This window comes from Dyella sp. (assembly GCF_036746095.1).
Classification (GTDB): Bacteria; Pseudomonadota; Gammaproteobacteria; order Xanthomonadales; family Rhodanobacteraceae; genus Dyella_B.
This window is the reverse complement of record NZ_DAIOEU010000052.1, coordinates 13,936-35,196: the sequence shown is the minus strand read 5'-3', so window position 1 is coordinate 35,196 and position 21,261 is coordinate 13,936. Positions and strand designations below refer to the sequence as shown.

The window sequence follows — 21,261 nt, the reverse complement described above, 5'->3', positions numbered from 1 at the left end:
TCAAACTGGTCCAGCCACCCCGGCAATGCCGGGGGTTTCTTGTTTCACAATGACGAGGACTGGTTTCCCGTGAGGGAAAAGTCGGACGAAGTGTGTTCGAGAAAGCAACCTGAGTTTGTTCACGCAACAACGGCGCGATGCATCGCCTTCCTGCACTGATGCGCTGACGGACCAGCGGCGGCGATACACCGCAACGAATCCAAGATGCAAAACCTGGAGGGGATCATGAAGACACGCTTGCGGCGGGCCATTGCCCGTGGATTGATTTGCAGCACACTGGCCGCGCTTTCGCTATCGCCTGTCGCGGCGTTCGCGCAAAACGCACCGTCCTACACCTGGAACAATGTGCGCATCGTCGCCGGAGGTTATGTCGACGGCATCATCGCGCATCCGAAGCAGCAAGGGTTGTTCTACGCACGCACCGATGTGGGCGGCGCGTATCGCTACAACGCCACCACCGCACAGTGGGTGCCGTTGAACGACTGGACGCCGCCGGCCGATTCGCAATGGACGGGCATCGAAAGCATGGCTATCGATCCGAACAACACCAACATGCTTTACCTGGTTGGCGGCCTTTACACGCAATCGTGGGGCAGCAATGGCGCGATACTGGTGTCGTCCGACCAGGGCGCGCATTTCACCGCGCATCCGCTCAACTTCAAAGTTGGCGGCAACATGGACGGACGCAACGTGGGCGAGCGCTTGCAGGTCGATCCCAACAAGGGCTCGATCCTGTTCTACGGCACGCGCAACGATGCCGATCAAGCGAGCAGCAACGGCCTGTGGACCAGCACCGACAGCGGCAGCACCTGGAGTCGCGTGAGCAGCTTCACGGCGCTATCCAGCGACGGCAGCGGCGCGGGCGTGGCGTTCATCGCGTTCTATCAACCATCGGGCAGCGCGGGCTCGCCGACCAAGACCATCTTTGCCGGCGTGTCCACCAGCACGGCGGCATCGTCGCTGTACAAGAGCACGGATGGCGGCGCGACCTGGGCGCCTGTCTCCGGCGGCCCGGCCGCAGGCATGATGCCGCAGCGCGGCCTGATCGGACCGGACGGCAATCTCTACATCACTTATGGCAATGCCATCGGCCCCAATGGCATGACTGCCGGCCAGGTGTGGAAATACAGCATCGGCTTGAACAGCTGGCAGAACATCACGCCGACCGATCCCTACAACTATCCGTCCGGTTACAGCGGCCTGGCGCTGGATCCGCAAAAACCAGGCACGCTGGTGGTGATGACGATGGACCACTGGTGGCCCACCGACACCATGTATCGCAGCACCAACGGCGGCTCGACCTGGACCGACGTGGGCGCGAATGCGGTGCGCGATTCGAGCGTGTCGCCGTGGATCGTGCAACCAGGGCAGACGCAAGCGGGCTTTGGCAATTGGGGCGAGGTGGCGATCGATCCCTTCAATTCGGCGCACGCCATGTACGGACAGGGCGGCGGCATCTGGGCGACTTCCGACCTCACCTCCGCCGATGCCGGGCAAGCCACGCACTGGAGCGTGGGCGCGAGCGGCATCGAGGAAACGGCAGTGATCGCGTTACTGTCGCCTACCGCCGGGCCGCCCCTGATCAGCGGGCTCGGCGACGTTTGCGGTTTCGTGCACACCAGCCTGACGACGGCGCCGCAATCGCAACCCAACAACCCCACTTGCGGGGACAGCATCGGCACCGGGCTGGATTTTGCCAAGAGCTCCCCGTTGACGATCGTGCGCATTCTTCAGCACGGCAACAGCACGCTCACCTCATACGGCTCCATCTCGTATGACGGCGGGTCCACCTGGACGGGCTTCCCCAACCAGGCCGGCTCCACCAACGGTGGCGGCACGGTGGCGGTTTCCGCCGACGGCGGAACCATCGTGTGGGCACCATCGGATGTGGCGCCGGTGGCATCGACCGACCATGGCAGCACGTGGAAAACGCTGACCTATCCTTCGGGCAGCGGCTCGGCCAACCTGCCGACCGGTGCGCAGGTGTTGTCGGATGGCTACAACGGCAATCTGTTCTACGCGTGGAACCAAGCCACCGGCACCTTCTTCAGCAGTTCGGACAAAGGCGTGACGTGGTATGCATCGACAACTTCCGGCCTGCCGGTGCTGCCCTCGTGGCAGAGCAGTCAGGCATCCACGGTAACCGGCGTGCAAGGCGACATCTGGCTGGCGACGCCGAACGGCCTGTACCGCAGCACGAGTTCCGGCTGGAGCTGGAGCCAGGTCGACGCATCCACGGTAAGCGCCGCGACATCGATCGGCTTCGGCAAAGCAGCACCCGGCAAGTACTACCCGACCGTCTATCTGGCCGGCACGGTGAACGGCGTCGCCGGCCTGTTCCGTTCCACCGATGTCGGTGCAACGTGGGTGCAGATCAACGACGCGCAGCATCAGTGGGGCGGCGTAACGCACGTGATCGGCGATCCGCGCACGTTCGGCACCGTGTATCTCGGAACGAGCGCCGCGCGTGGCGTGATCTACGGAATGTCGTCCAATTGATGGAGACCGACCGATCCTTCCTCGCTTGCGGGGGAGGATCGACGTGCGGAATCCAAAAATGGTTCGCCGGGGCGACGGACCAGGGGACCAAGCATTTTCACAGCAACCGCGCTTCGTCGCGCGGCCAGCGAAAATTAGATCGATCACATCATGCACGCCGGCCAGCGGCATTCATGATTTTTGCGAAGACGCATTACGAATTTGACCATCAAGCAGCATGGCACGCGCAACATTGCCTAAGCTTGCGACGACCCATCACGCGGAAAAACCATGCCACTTTCTCGCCGATCGTTTCTCGCCGGAATGGCGCTTGGGGTTTCCTCGCCGTATTGGATGCCACGCACGCTTCGCGCGGCGTCGAGCGTCGGCGGAGTATTCCAGCCGACCTGGAATTCACTGCAAGCCTACGTTGCACCCGCCTGGTTCCGCGATGCCAAGTTCGGCATCTGGGCGCACTGGACGGCGCAATGCGTGCCCGAGCAGGGCGACTGGTATGCGCGCAACATGTATTTGCAGGGCGAGCCGCAATACGAATATCACTGCCGCACATATGGCCATCCATCCAAATTCGGCTTCATGGAAATCGATCATCTGTGGAAAGCCGAGCACTGGGATCCCGATGCGCTGATGCGCTTGTATAAAGCGGCCGGCGCGAAGTATTTCGTGTCGCTGGCCAACCATCACGACAACTTCGACAACTACGATTCCACGTACCACGCCTGGAATTCACTGAAGGTCGGGCCGCACAAGGACATCGTTGGCGGCTGGGCCAAGGCGGCGCGCGAGCATGGCTTGAAGTTCGGCGTCAGCAATCACTCCGCGCATGCATGGCACTGGTTCCAGCCCGCCTATGGCTATGACGGCGAAGGCCCGCTGGCCGGTGTCCGGTATGACGCGGCAAGGCTCACCAAGGCGGACGGACGCGGCAAATGGTGGGATGGACTGGACCCGCAGGAGCTGTATACCGGCCCCAACATCGTGCTGCCGGACGGCATCCACGGCGCGGCGGCCGTCAAGCGCTGGCATGATGAACATGATGGCCGCTGGGACGAAAACCCGCCGCCGCACAATCCGCAATTCGTGCACCGCTGGTTTCTGCGCTGCAAGGATCTGCTGGATAAATATCGTCCGGACCTCCTGTATTTCGACGACACCGGACTGCCGCTTGGCCAGGCCGGACTCGACATCGCCGCCTATTACTACAACGCCAACCGCCAATGGCATGGCGGGCAACTGGAAGCGGTGCTCAACTGCAAGCACCTGACACCGGCACAACGCCATACGATGGTGGAAGACATCGAACGCGGCGTCAACGAAGCGATCGCCGCCCTGCCCTGGCAGACGGATACCTGCATCGGCGACTGGCATTATTCGCGCGCGCGATTTGAAAACCATAGTTACAAAAGCGCCGCCACCGTCATCAGGCGACTGTGCGACATCGTCTCCAAGAACGGCAATTTGCTGCTCAACATTCCGCTGCGCGGCGACGGCACCATTGATTCGGATGAGCGCCAGGTGCTTGAACAGCTGGCGGCATGGATGGCCATCAACAGCGAAGCGATTTTCGGCACGCGCCCTTGGCGAGTGTTCGGAGAAGGCCCGACCAAGGTCGCCGCCGGCATGTTCCAGGAGGACAAGACGCAAGCCTTCACCGCGCAGGACATACGCTTTACCGCCAAGGGCGAGACACTGTTCGCGATCGCATTGGGCCACCCTGCCGCATCGCGCTTGACGGTGAAGTCACTGGCCTCGAACGTGGCCGGCAGCGTGGAGCGCGTGGAAATGCTGGGCTCGGCCGAGCCGCTGCGATTCAAGCGCGATGCACAAGGGTTGACGTTGGAGTTGCCGGGCAACGTGCCGGGAGAACATGCCGTCGCCTTCAAGATCATGGGGCGCGGCTTGACTGAGGCCGCATAGCTGGCAACCCTGCGGCCGTCCTTCCCGCGAAAGCGGCATGACGGCCGCGGAGGTGGGATCAATACGTTTGGCATGGCTCGAGAAAGAGAATGAACCGCATGACACATTGGCTAAGAAGTGCGCTGCTGTTACCCGTCCTGTTCGCCGCGATGGCAACCGGCGCACAGGAAGTCGCACCTACACCCCCCATGGGCTGGAACAGCTGGGATTCCTACGGCCTCACCATCGACGAAGCCGACTTCAAGGCCAATACGACGCAACTCGCCAAACTGCACGCTTACGGCTGGACCTACGCCGTGATCGATGAAGGCTGGTACATGGGCAACCCGTTCGGCGACAAGCTGCAGCATCGCGACTACGCGCTGGATGCGCACGGGTTGCTGATTCCTGCGCTCAAGCGCTTCCCCTCCTCCGCCGATGGACAAGGCTTCAAGCCGATCGCCGACTGGGTGCATGCGCAAGGGTTGAAGTTCGGCATCCATATCGTGCGCGGCATTCCCAAGCAGGCGGTCGACGCGAACCTGCCGATTGCCGGTTCCAACTTCCACGCGCAGGACGCCGCCGACATCGCCGAAACATGTCCGTGGGACGACGGCGACTATGGCATTCGCGACAACGCGGCAGGCCAGGCCTACTACGATTCGATGCTGGCGTTGTACGCGCGTTGGGGCGTGGATTTCCTCAAGGTCGATTGCATTGCCGATCACCCTTACCGCATCAGCGAGATTCGCCAGATCGCGGCGGCGATCAAGAAAACCGGCCGGCCGATCGTACTCAGCCTGTCACCCGGCCCGACGCAGCTTTCGCACGCCGCGGAGATTCGCCAGTACGGCCAGATGTGGCGCATTTCCAACGATGTGTGGGATGGCTGGACATTCGTGCACGAGCATCCCAATGACGATTTCCCGATGGGCATCCGCAATATTTTCGATCGCCTGCCGCCATGGGCGGGACAAGCCCGCGACGGCCGCTGGCCCGATGCCGACATGTTGCCGTTCGGTGTGCTCGCTCCGCATCCGGGCTGGGGCGACGCTCGTCACTCCCGCCTGACGCTGGATGAAGAACGCACCCAGCTGAGCCTGCTCGCCATCGCGCGTTCGCCGCTGATTCTCGGCGCCAATCTCACCAAGCTGGACGATGCCACGCGGGCGTTGCTGACCAACCAGGACGTTATCGCGGTCGATCAACATAGCCATGGCAATCGTCCGGTCGAACACCTGCCCGCCGGCTTCGAAAACGTGCGTGTATGGATCGCTTCAGGCAAGGCTGGCGAACGGTATGTGGCCGTGTTCAACCTGGACGACAAGCCGGCCTCGTTGCAAGCGAGCTGGCAGCAGCTTGGACTGGCTTCGGGCAAGCATGCCGCCCGCGAGCTGTGGAGCGGCCATCGCCTGGATGCAGCCGATCGCCTGCAGATCCAATTGCCGGCGCATGGGTGCGTGCTTTATTCCGTCAAATGACACCCGTCATGCAGCTTTGGGGGGAGGCATTGCCGAACCCCAACACGACACGCAGGCACCAGGGACGTTAGTATGCTGTAACCATCGCCCGGCGAAACACGAAGGCCATTTAAGGCACCACTGATTGATCAGTGGTGCCTTAATGGCTTTCATTCCAGAATGGGCCTTCGTCTATGAATCGTCGACACTTTCTGCAAGTGGTCGGAAGCGTGGCCGTCGCCACCCAATTGCCCTGGCAGGCATTCGCACAAACGTACGACGATCCCGAAGCGGTTTACGACAGGGTGCGGAAATCACCCGATCTGCGGCTTTCGCTGTACGGCGGGAGTATTGCCATTGCCCTGGACGGTGATTTTCAGGCGCTGGACAAAGACCGTGTCGAAACATGGCTACGCCGCGGCGCGTCGGCCATCGCCGCCTACTTCGGCCGCTTTCCCGTCGACCAATGGAGCTTGCTCGTCACGGCGAAAGACGGCAGCCGTATTGGTCCTGCCACCACCTGGGGCTATCCGGGTTCGGTCACGCACCTCACCGTCGGTCGCAACGTCACCGATGACGCCCTGCGCGACGACTGGGTGATGGTGCACGAAATGACTCATCTGGCGCTGCCGCGCGTGCCGATGCGCAGCGAATGGTTTATGGAAGGCAGCGCCACCTACGTCGAACCGGTTGCGCGTGCGCAACGGGGGCAGATCCCGCCGCGGGAAGTGTGGCGATGGGCAGTGGACGATATGCCCAAAGGCCAACCCCGGCGCGGCGACGAAGGGCTCGATCACACGCATACCTGGGGCAGAACGTATTGGGGCGGCGCCATGTACTGGCTGCTCGCCGAAATAGCCATCTACAAGCACAGCAACGGCAAGTATCGCTTGCAGGACGCGCTGCGCGCCATCAATCGAGCCAGCGGCGGCAACAAGGTTTTATGGAGCGTGGCGCAGGTGGCCCAGGCAGGCGATGCCGCCGTCAAGGGCGATGCGCTTGCTTCGCTCTATGGCGAACTGAAGGATCGGCCCGTCACGATCGATCTTGATGGCATGCTCGGGCAGTTGGGCGTGTCTGAACAGGATGGCGTGATCCGCTTTGATGACCGCGCGCCGTTGGCAGCGCTTCGCCGGTCCATTACGACGCTGTAGGCCGAGGTGAGGCGCGCCATCGCAACCGGGCATTGCTTGGGCATCTGTTTCGCTTACCAGCGTGTCACGCCGGCCACGGCGGCCATGACGCAAGGACGTAACCCAACGACACCTGCAAGCGAACCGCTCATGTACCTCACTCGCACACATCACATCCACCGAGTCGACGGTACCGCGGCATGTTCTGGCGAGCCCCGGAACCCGCGTCTTGATGGTTGCGCCGACGCAAGCAGTCTGCCTCCCCCACCGATACGTCGGCGCGACCATCTTTTTTTCGGATGAAGCAAACCGCCCTTCAATGTCCCCGGTCGTCGGACCGCAGCTTCAGCACCGCCATTTTCTCCGCGTCTTCCCTGCCCTGGCGCAACAGATGCCCCCACATCACCACGTGGCCGAAGACGATGATCTTTTTCCCCGGCGATAAACGCATGACCTGCCGGTTCGCCAGGTTCAGCATCAGGCGATAGCGGTGGAAACGAGGATCGCCGCGCGGCTCGTCCGGAAAATCCTTCAGCAGGATGTGCGGCTGGTCATCCACCAGCACCAAGGCCGGTTCCTGGTAATAGTCGATGGCCACGCCGGCCTCGAAAGTGATTTGCTCCGCAGCCCCTTCGATATGAAACCGCGGCTCCAGCTTGTCCAGCGGAATCAGCAGGCTGCTGGCGATGTCCTTTCGATGCTCGACCCGCTCGCCCGAAAAGCAGACGTAAGTGGAACTCAATCCGTCGTGCTGCTCGGCCACGTTCAAGGCAACCAGCACGATGTCCCCGCCCTGCCGGTAATACGTGCCAGGCAGCGCCTTGTCCGGCATGCATGCGTTGCTCAGCTCGCCGATGGAAACCGGGTTGAACTTCATGGCCATGAATCAGCACCCCGATGCTCACGCGTGGCGCCAGCATAGTGCGATGGAAGGCCAGTGCAAGGCAGTCAGTCGCGCACCATGCCAATCGTCCGCAGCCATGTATCAACCAGCTTGGGCCATTCGGTAATCGGAAGCTGCGTGGGACGCAAGCCGAACGCATGGCCGCCTTGGGCGTATAGATGCATTTCCACCGGCACGTCGGCGTTTTTCAGCGCGGCGTAATAAACCAGCGCCTGCTCCACGCCATCCACGTGGTCGTCTTCGGCCTGTACCAAAAAGGTGGGCGGCGTGTCATGCGTGACAGGGACGTTAGGGTTGAAGCCATGCGGCGTCGTCAGGTGCCCCGGATAGACGGCGATGGCAAAATCCGGACGGCTGCTTTCTTTATCGGCATCGTCGATCGGCGCATACAGGCGGCGCTTGAAGTTGGTGCTGACTTCGGCCACCAGGTAACCGCCGGCCGAAAATCCCAGCACACCCAGCTTGTGCGGATCGATGCCCCACGCCGCGGCGTGAAAGCGCGCCAGCTTCATCGCACGCTGCGCGTCTTCCAGCGCCTGCACCGATGTCTCGTTGTTGTGCGGACGGCAATCGCAGTGCCAGTTATAGGGCTCGCTCGGCACGCGGTATTTCAACAGCACGCAGGTGATGCCCCGGGAGGTGAGCCAGTCGCAGACTTCCGTTCCTTCGAAGTCGATCGCCAGCATCTGGAAGCCACCGCCCGGAAACACCACGACCGCCGCGCCGGTGTTCTTTCCCTTTGGCGCATAGACCGTCATCGTCGGCCGCGACACATTGCTGACGGCAATCACCGGCTTGCCGGCGAGCAGCGATTTGCTCGTCTGGGCGTATTCGGGCCCCGGCATGGGCTTGGCATCCGGCGGGGTGCCGGGCCACAAGGGTATCTGCGCGTGTCCGGCAGCTGGTTGCCAAACCGCGGCGTTGACTTGCGTGCCTGCGCCTGCAAGCAGCAGGCATACGATCATGATCCATGACTTCACAATGCTTCTCCACGTTGGCGCTCGGTCGAACTTGGGCAGTTGGCAGGCAATCGGCCTGCGTATCCTGCCCGCCGCGCCGGGCCAGCAGCGGCCGCTACGGTGGATTTTTTATTGCAATGCCGTCGTGCGCGTAATGAGGCGGCAACCATGCCGTCCGCAATCAGTCGATCACAGGCCACTCGTAGCGGGCGATGGTTCTTCTGGCCGGCATCGGTGTCGCAGCATGCTGTTTACGCGCATGTTTAATCGCGTGCATGGCTGCATCGGCCTTGTTCAGAAGTGCCTGGGCATTGGCGCAACCTGGCTCGGCGACAGCAACCCCCACGCTTGCACCCTCATAATCGATCAGCGCCGCATCCAACTTGAAGCGTCCCCGCACGGCGCCCTCCAGCCGCTGCGCCAGCGCGGCGGCGGCCTGGTTCGCACTTGCACGCTGCTGCCTGGCCAGTATCACGAATTCATCGCTACCGACCCGCGCCGCCATATCACCGGCGCGCAGCATCCGCCGCAGGCGCTTGGCCACCGTCTGCAGAAACTGATCGCCCACCTCGTGACCGTACCGATCGTTGATCGGCTTGAAGTCATCCAGGTCGATAAAGGCCACGATCAAGGCCTCGCCTTCCGGATGGGAGGCAAGACGCCGCTGCATCTCGTCCAACAGGGCGCGTCGGTTGGGCAGCTGCGTTACGGCGTCGGTCAACGCCATCGCGGCCAGGGTGCTGTTGGCTTGTTGCAGCGCTGCGACCAACCGCTCCCGATCGACCTGCTGCCCGATCAATTGCGCGAACAGCGCCAGCGCATGCGTGGCCAGATCGGAAAGCGGCCTGCGCTCATTGCTGGCCGCGCACAAGGTACCGAAAAGCTCGCCGCCCTTTTCGCGTACCGGGGCGTTCGCATAGGTGACGACGCCCAGTGAACGGGCGATCTCGCACTCACCCCAATAGTTCGCAATGTCATCGGCATAGAACCGCCGCTGGTCCAACGCACGCTTGCTGAGCGTGTCCGCCCACGGCGTCGACAAACCTTCCGGAATCGTGAGCCGATGGGTGTTGCGGGCATACAAGACATGCAGGACGCCCGCCGGTTCGTCCAGGCGGGTCAGATACGTCGACTCCATCCCCGTAACGGTCTGCAGTAATTCCAGCAGCGGCCGGGCCATCGCCTCCAGCGTATGCGCATGGGCGATGGTGGCGGCCAAGGCACCAAGGAGGTTGGATGGAAGTGGCGGGCGGGTGACTTGGCTCATATGTCAGGAATATCGGCTGGGGGGCGCGGTTCTGAAGTTGTCTGATGGCATCGCGCGGACAACAGGCGCATGGCGGGCTTATTGGTGTGGACCATTGGGATTGGTCTCCCACCCGACCGCGTGGTCAGTTTTCGCCTCATCCTTGCCTTAAAACCTGCACAACAACGGCGTGTGTCAATGATCACCAAACGCAGGATTGCGCGAAGCAATCAACCGTCCGCGAGAATGCCGCTCAAATAAGCTTCAAGCCGCTCCCCCTGCCCCATCTCCAACGCCTCCCGCGGCGTAAGCCCCTCCAGCGCCACCAACGCGTCGTTGTGCCACCAATCCAGGATGCATGTCGCGTCAGGTTCAATACGGCAGGCCAAGGCCAAAATGCGCCGGCAACGCTCTTTGATATCTTCGCCGGCAATCGAACCCAAGCCATCCACCGCCAGCAGATAGGCCGGTAATGCAAGCAACCAGGCCTCCAGATCATGATCGTTGGCAGCCATCATCGATTGAGGTTCCTTACATCGGGTTATGTTCGTCAACGCATAGGAAGGACCGGCAATGCCCAAGGAAAGTTCTTTCACGTGCAAGCGAAAGCGGCATGGGCGCGATATCGCGCGAAAAGGCAGGATTTTCATCCATACTGGCATCAGGCCAATTCTTACCGTGACCCTTTCTTTCGTCTATGTTGGCCAACGGCGAAACAGTTGTGAGTCATAGGAACAAATGAATAACGCCCACAATGACGCCATCGACCTGCTGAAGGTCTTGAAGGTATTTACGCTTGTGTACGAGCTCGGCAATTTCTCCGCTGCCGCGCGTGTGCTGAGCATTACTCCCGGCGCGGTGAGCAAGCAAATCGGTTCGCTCGAAGACACGCTTGGCTGCCGCCTGTTCCAACGCACCACGCGCCATTTGTCGATCACCGAGGAAGGGCATCGCTTATACGCGTTGATCCAACAACCCGCACAACAGATCGAAGACGCCATTGCCACGCTCTCGTCCGACGAAGGACGGCCCAAGGGAACCGTCAAGATTTCGCTGCCGATTGCCTTCAGCCGCACCGTGATACTTCCTTCACTGGTCCGCTTCCGCGAGCGTTACCCTGAAATCACGCTCGACCTGCATTTCGAGAACCGGCACGTCGACCTTATTTCCGAAGGCTTCGATTGCGCGATCGGCCAACAGCATGAAACGGAATCGAGCATCATCGCGCGACACCTCGCGCCGCTGACGCTCATCCTGTGCGCATCGCCCGCTTACCTAAAACACCATGGCAAAGTGACATCCCTCGAGCACTTGGAACATCATCAATTGATCGTGTTCCGTTCGCCCACCACCGGCAGAGTCGAAACCTGGAAACTGCGCGAGCAAGGCAAAGAGCACGTCATTCAACCGCGTTCGCGATTGGTCGTCACGGATACCGAAGCCCAAGCCGAACTCGCCAGCACCGGCTGCGGCATTACCTTGATCGGCGCGCATCACGCTTATCCGCTGATCGCTTCCGGCAAATTGAAGCAGGTGCTTGCGCATCTATCGGCGCGGCGCAGCGACATTTGCATCTATTACCCCGCAAGGAAGAACCTGCCCCGCCGCGTCTCGGCGTTTGTTGAATTCGTGATCGACGAAGTCCGCAAGAATGACATCGTGCGGCATGTGAAAGGGCTGACGCCGAATCCCTAGGCTCATTGCGCGCCATCGCAAAAAAAATAGCGGATGGCCAGGCGGATGGCCGTTTGCCGCGGGTCCGGGTGCGCCCATCCCGCCTGTATCGCCCACGGCCGGGCAATCCGGCCGGCGATTGTCCCGGAACCTTCATATCCAAGTAGTTCAATACCCGCGGTGCCCTAGGCCGCGGCCTTCGGCATGGAAGCAAGGGGGAGTCCGCAGAAGTTGGTCTGATATCAGCCCTGTGTCGTTGTACCTATATCAGGAGTCTTTACATGTTCAGTCTTCGCACGTTACGCAAGGCATGGCTGCCGGCAGCGATCGCCACCATGGGCATCGCGTTTGCCGCCTATGCCCAGGTGGATTCATCGTCGAACCAGCAGGCTTACCCGCAGCACTTCCCACGGCCCGGCTCCTGGCGCTCGCCGCAGGATGCGCTGCCCACCGCAACGCCGATCAAGCACCTGGTAGTGATCTTTGGCGAGAACCGTTCGTTCGACCATTACTTCGGCACCTATCCGGTGGCCACCAACCCGCCGGGCGAACCGCAGTTCAAGGCCAAGCCCTGGACGCCCCCGGTCGACGGACTGACCCACGACCTGCTGACGCAGAACCCCAACGCGCTCAACCCGGGCAATGGCGCCAATGCGGTCAATCCGTTCCGCCTCGATCGCACCCAGGCCAACACCGAAGGCCAGAATCACAGCTACACACCCGAACAACTGGCCTACGACAACGGCAAGGCCGATCTCTTTCCCAAGTACACCGGCAACAACACCGTCAGCAGCACCGGCACGTTCGGCACGCATGGCCTGGTGATGGGCTACTTCGACGGCAACACGGTGACGGCGCTGTGGAATTACGCGCAGCACTTCGCCATGGACGACAATGCGTACACCGATACGTTCGGCCCCTCAACGCCAGGCGCGATCGCCGTGGTGTCCGGCACCAACAACGGCGCCAAGGTGGTGCTGGGTTCAGCCTCGACCGTTCCCGATGGCCAGGGCGGCCTGAGCCTGATTGGCGACACGGATCCGGCGTATGACATGTGCTCCTCGACGTCCAGCACGGTCATGATGACCTCCAAGAACATCGGCGACCTGCTCAACGCCCGCCACATCACCTGGGGTGGCTTCATGGGCGGCTTCGACCTCGGCGCCACCAACGCCAACGGCACCACCGGCTGCGCGCGCAGCACCTACTCGGCCGTGCTTGGCGGCGCCAAGACCGACTACATACCGCATCACAACTGGTTCCAGTATTACGCCAGCACCGCCAACCCGACGCACGCACGCCCCACCTCGGTCAACCAGATCGGCTACACCGACGACAAGGACAGCGGCGCCACGCCGGTGCATCACGAGTACGACGTGAACGACTTCTACAAGGCCGTGGAAGCGGGCAATTTCCCATCGGTGAGCTACATCAAGGCACCGGCCGTCGGCGATGCGCATCCGGGCAATTCGGATCCGCTCGACGAACAGACCTTCGTGGTGAAGCTGCTGAACTTCCTGCAGACGCAGCCTGATTGGCAGAGCACCGCCGTCATCATCACCTACGACGACTCCGACGGCTGGTACGACCATCGCTACGCTTCGCCAACCACCTCGTCCTTCGACAGCACCACGCCGGAAGGTTCGGTGGTCGGCGCCGACCAGCTCAACGGCCCCGGCATCTGCAACGCACCTGGCGCCAAGCAAGGCGTGGGCGTGAACGGCGGCAAGGTCAATGGCCGTTGCGGTCCGGGGACGCGCATTCCGTTCCTGGTGATTTCGCCGTACGCACGCGAGAACTACGTCTCCGACGTGCGCATCACGCAGGCGTCGGTGGTGCGCTTCATCGAAGACAACTGGCTGCGTGGCGAACGCATCGGCCAAGGTTCCAACGATGCCAGCACCGGCAGCATCATGAGCCTGTTCGACTTCAACCGTCGCATCCATGAAGGCAATGCGCGCCGGTTGTTCCTTGATCCGGACCAGGGCACGGTGCTGCATAAGCCATGGCGGTCTTGAAGCCATGAACCACTCCCTCCCCTACGACAACAGGGGAGGGTTGGGCTCAATGCTCCGAACTTAAGGATGCTTCAGCCTGCGAAGATCTATCACTCGTCATTCCCGCGAAAGCCGGAATGACGGCGGCTCGCGTAGGTTGGGGTGAGCGGAACGCGAACCCCAACGTTCCACATACCTGCATGCCATGCCATTGAACAAACCCATCCTGCTCAAGCTTGCCCTATTTGCCCTTAGCGCATTGAGTTGCGCCACCAGCTACGCCTTCATCGAACAAGCCGACAACAGCGGCATCAATCCGCATCCCGTGTATTTGATGCTTCCGCCTGCCGCGCCGTTGAGTGCCATGGCACAACTGGGCAAATCGCTGTTCTTCGATCCGATGCTGTCCGGTTCCGGCAAGCAATCCTGCGCGTCCTGCCATGATCCCAAGCACGGCTACAATCCGCCCAACGCACTGACCGTGCAACCCGGCGGCGCACACATGGAGCAAGCCGGTTTTCGTCCGCCGCCGTCGCTGGCGTATCTGTATCGGCAGATGCCTTTCAGCATCGGGCCGGATGCCAATGACACCGACGTGCCAGTCAATCTCAATACCATCGCCGCCGCCGCGCGCAACGATCCTCGTGCGAACAAATCAGCCGGCATGTCACCCGCCACCGTTCCGATGGTGCCGCAAGGCGGATTGTTCTGGGACGGCCGTGCCGATTCGCTGCAACGCCAGGCCATTCTTCCCATCCTCAATCCGGTGGAAATGGCGAACAACAGCATTGGGGAGGTCGCGCAGAAATTGGCGAACAGCCGCTATCGCCAATCATTCGCGCAACTGTTCGGCCCCGGCATCCTGAACGATCAGCCGCAACTCGTCGACGAAGCGATGTTCGCCATCGGCCGCTTCGAAATCGAAGACAGCTCGTTCCATCCTTTCACCAGCAAATACGACGCATGGTTGCAAGGCCAAGCGCGCCTGACGGCGCAGGAAATGCGCGGCCTGGCATTGTTCAACGATCCGAACAAAGGCAACTGCTCCGCCTGCCACCTCAGCCAGCCCACCCGCGACGGCCTGCCACCGCTGTTTACCGACACGCAATACGAAGCACTCGGCGTACCGCGCAATTCCGAACTGGCACCCAACAAAGATCCGCAGTTTTACGATCTCGGCCTGTGCGGTCCGCTGCGCAAGGATCTCGCCAACCAAACGCAATACTGCGGCATGTTCCTCACCCCTACCCTACGCAACGTCGACCGGCGCGTGGTGTTCTTCCATAACGGCGCGTATCACAACCTCACGCAGGTGCTGGACTTCTACAATCTGCGCAGCGTGGCACCGGAGAAAATCTATCCGCGCGATGCGAATGGAAAACCGGCGCTGTATAACGACATTCCGGCGGCATACCAGAAAAACGTCGACACCACCGATGCGCCGTTCGATCGGCATGCCGGCGATGCGCCGGCGCTGACATCACAGGATGTTCAAGACATCATCGCCTTCCTGCATACGCTGGATGATGGTTATGCCAAGCATTGAGCCGTGGAGGTTGGATTACCCACCGGACGCATCTGTCTCGAATGACGCATTTGATGCGCTCATCAGCCGGTCAAGACATGACATGCAATCAAGAAATTTTCCTGCCTGCCGATATTGCACTGCGACACAAAAACACCGGGAACGATTTCATCAAAAATAGCTTTTTTTAAGCGCAAAATTTGTTGACTTACAGTACGGCAAGAGGGTAAAACCTCTTTGCCTATGCGGATGATTAGGTTGGTTGCAGTAGATGACGTTTTCTTCCAAGGGGAAAAGAGGACACGTCACCATGAGGCCCAGCCTCTTTCGTTACGGACCACTGTCGCTCATAGGGTTTGGTAGGAACGGTATTTACATGAACCGCTGTTCCCTCGCTGAAAATTCGCCGAGCTGCGTTTGGGCAGTGGTCGCCCGTGCCTGTGCCGCAAAGGGACAGTGCAAATCGATTTCCGTCCGTGACCAAGCACGGAAAAGCGCACTGCGCGCGCGTGGCAAGTGCATTGCCGGCTATTCGCCGCCGCGGTTTGTCGCCTGAAACCCCTTATATCGACCTGACAACACGCCTTGCGGCTTGTTGATCGAGTTTGCTCGATCACATCCCGCGCATGCGCATGGCTTGCACTGCAGGCCGTGGTTGTCGTGTCGCACTCATACAGACCGAACCACTGCGGGGGGAGAGCCCGTCGGACGGTCATATCCTTGAATCGGAGAACCCGAATGAAAACGGCTGGTTTAAAGCGTAAGAATTTAGCGGTTGCCATCGCGATCGGTTTTGTTGCCGTGTTTGCAACGACTACCGCCCTGTCAACCGAAGTACGTGGTCATCTACAACAAGAAAATTCAGGGCAGCCGATCGCCAACGCCAAGGTGTCGCTGGATGGCACGTCCTACACGGCTACGGCGGATAAAGACGGCAACTTCGTTTTCGCAGACGTACCGGCAGGCAGCTATACCGTTTCCGTGTCGCAATCCGGTTTCGCCACCACGCATTCCGCGCTGACGGTAGGCAGCACCGGCCCTGCCACCGTCAACATCAGCGTGAAGAAGGTGGCTGAGCTCAAGGGGTTGATCGTGGCGGCCAACCGCTACGATGCATCCACCATGCAGATGGATGCGCCCAACACCACCAACGTGTTGTCGGCGGCGAGCCTTCAGCACACTGCCGTGCACAACGTGGCCGAAGCGCTTGGCCTGATTCCCGGCGTCAACGTGACCAATACCGGTTCGGGTTATTTCTCCGGCATCGACGGCGCGGCGCGCGGCGAAGGCGTGTATGCGACGGTGCGCGGCTTGCCGGCGGATTACGACGTCAACCTGATCAACGGCGTCGACGTCGCGCAAGGTATGCCGTACAGCCGCAGCGTGCAGTTGAGCTTGCTGCCGCCTTCGGGCCTGCAGACCATCGTGATGAATAAAACTTCAACTGCCGACATGGACGGCGATGCGATCGGCGGCACGGTGGATTTCCGCACCCCGTCGGCATACGACTTCGCCAAGGACACCAGTGGCAGCGTGTCGGTCAGCGGCCGCTCGGAAAGCCGTGCACGCGATTATGGCAACAGCGGTCTCGGTGGCGGTTTTGCCGGCGATTTCCAGACCAAGTTCGGTAGCGCCAAACAGTTCGGCGTGTATGCCAGCGCGTACTACGACTACCGCACCTACGTGAACAGCGAGGAGGCCGCCGCCACCAGCGCCTACAACGATGGCTCATGGGAATTCGCGCACACCAATGCCAACGGCGGCAATGCTGCTGGCTACGACCCGTCCAAGAACCTGAGCAGCACCGGCATGAACGTCGGCGTGGTGCCTGGTTATGAGCGCCGTTATGGCGGCAATTTCTCGTTCGACTGGAAAGTCGACGAAACGCTCAGTACGTATTTGCGCATGACCTACGCCTACGCGCAGACCACGGAAGACACGTCGTTCACGCAGATCCTTCCGAAGAACGTGACGTATAACCAGGTCGGCAGCAGCGGCGTCTACACGCCGAACATCGGGCGCATCGCCCAGCGCTACTGGTACGAGACCAATCCGGAAATCGCGGACCTGGCCACCTTCCAGGCCGGCGGCGACAAGACCGTTGGCGGCTGGACGATTTCGCCGAACGTGTTCTACAGCTTCGGCGACAACGATCGCCCGAACCACGTGGAAATCGACGGTCGCGAAGACAAGTATTCGCAAACCAACTTCCCCTACAGCGGCAGCACGCTGATGAACTATGGCAGCGGCAGCTTTCCTTATCCGCAGCTGACGCCCGCACTGCTGGCCCAGGTCAACAACATCCCTGGGTTGTACGCCAACGATTACGGCGAACTCACCCAGATCTATTCCGGGCAACGCAAGGGCGGCGCAAAGGTCGATTTCCGCTACGACTTCACCGACGGCAGCCTGTCCTCGATCCAGTTCGGCGCCAAGTTCACCGAGAGCGTGCGCAATTTCAGTGATCGCGACTGGTCGACGGCGGGCATCAACGATGGCGTCACCACGCTGGGTGATCTGGGCATTTTCAACGGCACCTACCATTCGATCTTCCCCGGCCAATATGACTGGAAATCGCCCAAGGTCAGCGAATCTTCGGTCAGCAACCTGATCCAGCAATACCTGGTGTCCAGCGACCTGGATACCTGCGGCGACAGCCTTTACGCCAACAACTACAACTGCGACACCTTGCGTGGCAGGGAAGCGGTCAGCGCCATCTACGGCAAGGCGACTTTCAACATCGGCAACCTGGAAATCATTCCCGGTTTGCGGTTCGAGCACACCGGTATCCAGAACACCTACTGGGTCGTGCCGCAGGACAGTTCGGGCAACGAAACACTCGGTTATTTCCAGACCAATCATTCGGTCTTCAACGAACCATTGCCCAGCGTATTCCTCAATTACCGCCCCAGCGACGGCAGCGTGTACCGCGTCGGCCTGTGGCAGAGCTATACACGCCCTTCCCTCTACCAATTGGGCAGCAGCTCGTCAGTCAGCGTGTCGCAAGGCATCACCACCATCACGCGCGGCAATCCCAACCTGAAGGCGATCGAGGCCACCAACCTCGACTTCTCTGGCCAGTGGACCAACGACAGCGGCGGTTATGCATCGGTGGCCGGCTTCTACAAGCACCTGAGTCATTACATCTACGATGCCGGCGGCGGACAGGCCAACTCCAACACCAACGGCGAAGGCACGGTGTTCTACAAGACGCCGGAAAACGGCGGCAATGGCCGCGTGTATGGCATCGAGCTGGATACCCACCAGAAGTTCAAGTTCCTGCCCGATCCGTTCGATGGCCTGGGCGTCGGCTTCAACGCCACCCGCCAGAACACCAAGGTGAACCTGGGCGTGCCCGGTCTGCAGAACGAAGAAATGCAGAGCGCACCGAAGTTCATGGCGAACGCGGAAGTGTTCTACGAAAAGAACGGCTTCTCGATCAACCTGAGCTATCACTACACCAGTGCGTGGTTGGCGAACTACGACTTCCTGAACCAGGGTGCGCCGTGGGACGACTTGTGGATCAGGCCGATCAAACGCCTCGATTTGCATGCGGGGTATGCGTTCGACAATGGCCTGCAGGTGGATTTCTCCATTTCCAACCTGGCCAGGAACTATAGCTACTGGGCGCACATCGGGCGGCAAAGCCTGGTCGTCTCCGACATTGTCGACACGGGCATGACCTCGTTGCTGACGGTGAAGTACAACTTCTGATGCGATTGATGCCGTATCTCCAACAACGCGACGTGACGCCCTCCCCTGCTTGGCAGGGGAGGGTTGGGGTGGGGTTGCGTGGGATCGCCGAAAACTTTCATTCGTCATTCCGGCGAAGGCCGGAATCCAGTCTAAATACGTCGTGCGAAGCACTCGAAATCTTTATGTCGTGTGCTGCGCACGTCAACCTTGACTGGATTCCGGCCTTCGCCGGAATGACGAATATTGGATCTGAGGCCGTTGAAACATTCTTAAGTTTGGAACATTGCCCCAACCCTCCCCTGCTACACGTAGGGAAGGGAGTGACTCATCGCGCATTTATCATCGATCGCGGTCACCTCGCATGAAACGCCGCCAATTCCTCAGCCTCGCCCTGCTAACCCCCTTGGCCATGGATCGCCGCATGCTCGCCGCGGATGGCGAGCATGCGCACGCCATCGCAACACCGCTACCCGACGGCAAGCCACACCGCTTCACCCTGCAAGACCACGATTTCATGCTGGATGCCGAACGCTTCCAGATCCGCAGCGGCGAGATGCATCCCGCACGTATTCCCAAATCGCATTGGCGACACCGCATTCGCATGGCCAAGGCGATGGGCCTCAATACCATCGCGCTGTACATCATGTGGAATTACCTGGAGCGCGAACCGGGCGTCTTCGATTTCAGCTCGGAAAACCGCGATTTCGTCGGCTTCATCCAGCTCTGCCAGCAAGAAGGCATGTGGGTATACCTGCGCCCCGGCCCGTACATATGCGGCGAGTGGGACATGGGCGGACTGCCGGCCTATCTGCTGCGCGACAAGAACATCAAGCTTCGCGACCGGCACGATCCGGATTACATGGCAGCGGTGCAGCGCTATATCGCCGCCATCGCGCCGAAGATCGCGCCGCTGATGGCCGGTGCCGGCGGTCCGATCCTGATGTCGCAGATCGAAAACGAGTACTCCTCGTTCGCCGCCGACGTCGGCTACCTGGAAGCCATCAGTGAGCTATGGCGCGCGCATGGCATCGATGGGCCGTTTTCGATCAGCGACGTCTCGCCCGATCTCGAACGCCGACGCGCCTATCTGCCGGGTGCCGCACTCGGCCTGGACGGCGCGGAACCGCCGCAATTGCGTGAAGGCTTGCACTTTGCGCCGCACGCGCCCGTATGGGTGGGCGAAACGTATCCCGGCTGGCTCACGCATTGGGGCGAGCACGAACTGGCGCACAAGGATTGCGCCGATGCGTTGCGCAAGATCATCGCTGGCGGTTATTCATTCAACCTGTATGTCGTGCACGGCGGCACCAACTTCGGCCTGACCGCCGGTGCCAACGCGGATGATGATGGCTCGAATTTCCAGCCGGTGATCACCAGCTACGACTACGGCGCACCGATCGACGAACGTGGCGATCCCACGCCGGCCTATCACGTATTGCGCGACATTCTCGGCGGCGCGAACGCCATACCGCCGCCCTGCCCGCGCGGCGCTTTCGCGGATGTGCTGCCCACAGCCTTTGCATCGCTCTGGGACAACCTGCCTACAGCGCCCGTGCCGACGCATGCACCCGCCAGCAACGAACAACTTCTGCGGCAGAACCAGGGACTGGTGGTGTATCGCAAGACCGTCAAGCGCGGCCGGCATCTGCGCATCGATGGCGTGCGCGACTACGCCGTCGTGCATGTCGACCGGAACGAGCGCGGCAGCATCTCGCGCGTGCGCGATGCGCGGCTTCGTTCATCGCCCGATCTGCATCTTGCGCGCGAGAGCAACGACGGCGAGATGGCGCTGGACATCCTTGTCGACAGTTTCGGGCACATCAACTTCGGCCCGCAGCTTGGCGATCGCAAAGGCCTGGTAGGTCATGTGCGGCTCGATGGCCAGCCGTTGTACGACTGGCAGGTCTATGGCCTGCCGCTGGACGATGCTTGCATCGCCGACCTGAAACCGGCGATGGCGCATCCCGATCGGCCAGGCCAATTCTTCCAGGCAACGGTTCGCCTGCAAACGCAGGGCGATGTTTACCTGGATATGCGCGAGTGGACCAAGGGCTACGTGTGGGTCAAGGGCCATCTGCTGGGGCGCTATTGGCATATCGGGCCGCAGCAATGCCTGTATTGCCCCAGCGAGTGGCTGACCGATGGCGACAACCGCATCGTGATTCTGGATCTGCACCAGACCGCGGCGGCGCCGATACGTTGTGCAGACAACCTGGTGGGCGCGGCATGATGCATGGATCCAGGCAATTGAGCGGAACCGACGTGGCCCACG

Annotated in this window: 13 protein-coding genes; 9 read left to right on the top strand and 4 right to left on the bottom strand. The window is 61.0% G+C overall.

The features are described from left to right. Nucleotides 1–225 precede the first annotated feature (225 nt). The 4 genes from V7M64_RS17460 to V7M64_RS17445 all read left to right on the top strand — a co-directional run bounded on the left by V7M64_RS17460 (nucleotide 226) and on the right by V7M64_RS17445 (nucleotide 7,009). Nucleotides 226–2,499 carry a hypothetical protein gene (locus V7M64_RS17460; protein ID WP_333680861.1) on the top strand — a complete coding sequence of 758 codons (2,274 nt, stop codon included), beginning with the start codon at nucleotides 226–228 and terminating at the stop codon, nucleotides 2,497–2,499. A 270-nt stretch (nucleotides 2,500–2,769) separates the two neighbouring features. After that, nucleotides 2,770–4,416: an alpha-L-fucosidase gene (locus tag V7M64_RS17455; RefSeq protein ID WP_333680860.1), complete on the top strand. Its 1,647-nt coding sequence runs from the start codon at nucleotides 2,770–2,772 to the stop codon at nucleotides 4,414–4,416. An 89-nt stretch (nucleotides 4,417–4,505) separates the two neighbouring features. Then, on the top strand, nucleotides 4,506–5,876 hold the full coding sequence (locus V7M64_RS17450; RefSeq protein ID WP_333680859.1) for a glycoside hydrolase family 27 protein: 1,371 nt from the start codon (nucleotides 4,506–4,508) through the stop codon (nucleotides 5,874–5,876). A 173-nt stretch (nucleotides 5,877–6,049) separates the two neighbouring features. Next, entirely contained in the window at nucleotides 6,050–7,009 is a 960-nt protein-coding gene (locus tag V7M64_RS17445; protein ID WP_333680857.1) for a hypothetical protein, read from the top strand. Between the two features lie 295 nt (nucleotides 7,010–7,304). Here V7M64_RS17445 and V7M64_RS17440 read toward each other — a convergent pair whose 3' ends face one another. The 4 genes from V7M64_RS17440 to V7M64_RS17425 form a co-directional block, all read right to left on the bottom strand. Beyond that, nucleotides 7,305–7,871 carry a hypothetical protein gene (locus tag V7M64_RS17440; protein ID WP_333680856.1) on the bottom strand — a complete coding sequence of 189 codons (567 nt, stop codon included), beginning with the start codon at nucleotides 7,869–7,871 and terminating at the stop codon, nucleotides 7,305–7,307. Between the two features lie 65 nt (nucleotides 7,872–7,936). Further along, nucleotides 7,937–8,872 carry an alpha/beta hydrolase gene (locus V7M64_RS17435; RefSeq protein WP_333680855.1) on the bottom strand — a complete coding sequence of 312 codons (936 nt, stop codon included), beginning with the start codon at nucleotides 8,870–8,872 and terminating at the stop codon, nucleotides 7,937–7,939. Between the two features lie 160 nt (nucleotides 8,873–9,032). Then, nucleotides 9,033–10,118 (bottom strand): sensor domain-containing diguanylate cyclase, encoded by a 1,086-nt coding sequence (locus V7M64_RS17430; protein ID WP_333680852.1) that lies wholly within the window; start codon nucleotides 10,116–10,118, stop codon nucleotides 9,033–9,035. 209 nt (nucleotides 10,119–10,327) lie between these two features. Further along, nucleotides 10,328–10,615, bottom strand: coding sequence for a hypothetical protein (locus V7M64_RS17425; RefSeq protein ID WP_333680850.1), 288 nt, complete (start codon nucleotides 10,613–10,615; stop codon nucleotides 10,328–10,330). A 220-nt stretch (nucleotides 10,616–10,835) separates the two neighbouring features. On the opposite strand from V7M64_RS17425, the gene V7M64_RS17420 reads away from it, so the two are divergent. The 5 genes from V7M64_RS17420 to V7M64_RS17400 all read left to right on the top strand — a co-directional run bounded on the left by V7M64_RS17420 (nucleotide 10,836) and on the right by V7M64_RS17400 (nucleotide 21,219). Then, a complete protein-coding gene (locus V7M64_RS17420; protein WP_333680848.1) occupies nucleotides 10,836–11,792 on the top strand; it encodes a LysR family transcriptional regulator in 957 nt (318 codons plus the stop codon). A gap of 260 nt (nucleotides 11,793–12,052) precedes the next feature. Beyond that, entirely contained in the window at nucleotides 12,053–13,789 is a 1,737-nt protein-coding gene (locus tag V7M64_RS17415; RefSeq protein WP_333680846.1) for an alkaline phosphatase family protein, read from the top strand. Nucleotides 13,790–13,979: 190 nt separating this feature from the next. Continuing rightward, nucleotides 13,980–15,314 carry a cytochrome c peroxidase gene (locus V7M64_RS17410; RefSeq protein WP_333680845.1) on the top strand — a complete coding sequence of 445 codons (1,335 nt, stop codon included), beginning with the start codon at nucleotides 13,980–13,982 and terminating at the stop codon, nucleotides 15,312–15,314. An 801-nt stretch (nucleotides 15,315–16,115) separates the two neighbouring features. After that, complete coding sequence (locus V7M64_RS17405; protein ID WP_333680864.1) at nucleotides 16,116–19,007, top strand: TonB-dependent receptor; 2,892 nt, start codon at nucleotides 16,116–16,118, stop codon at nucleotides 19,005–19,007. Between the two features lie 391 nt (nucleotides 19,008–19,398). After that, entirely contained in the window at nucleotides 19,399–21,219 is a 1,821-nt protein-coding gene (locus V7M64_RS17400) for a beta-galactosidase (protein WP_333680863.1), read from the top strand. Nucleotides 21,220–21,261: the final 42 nt, after the last annotated feature.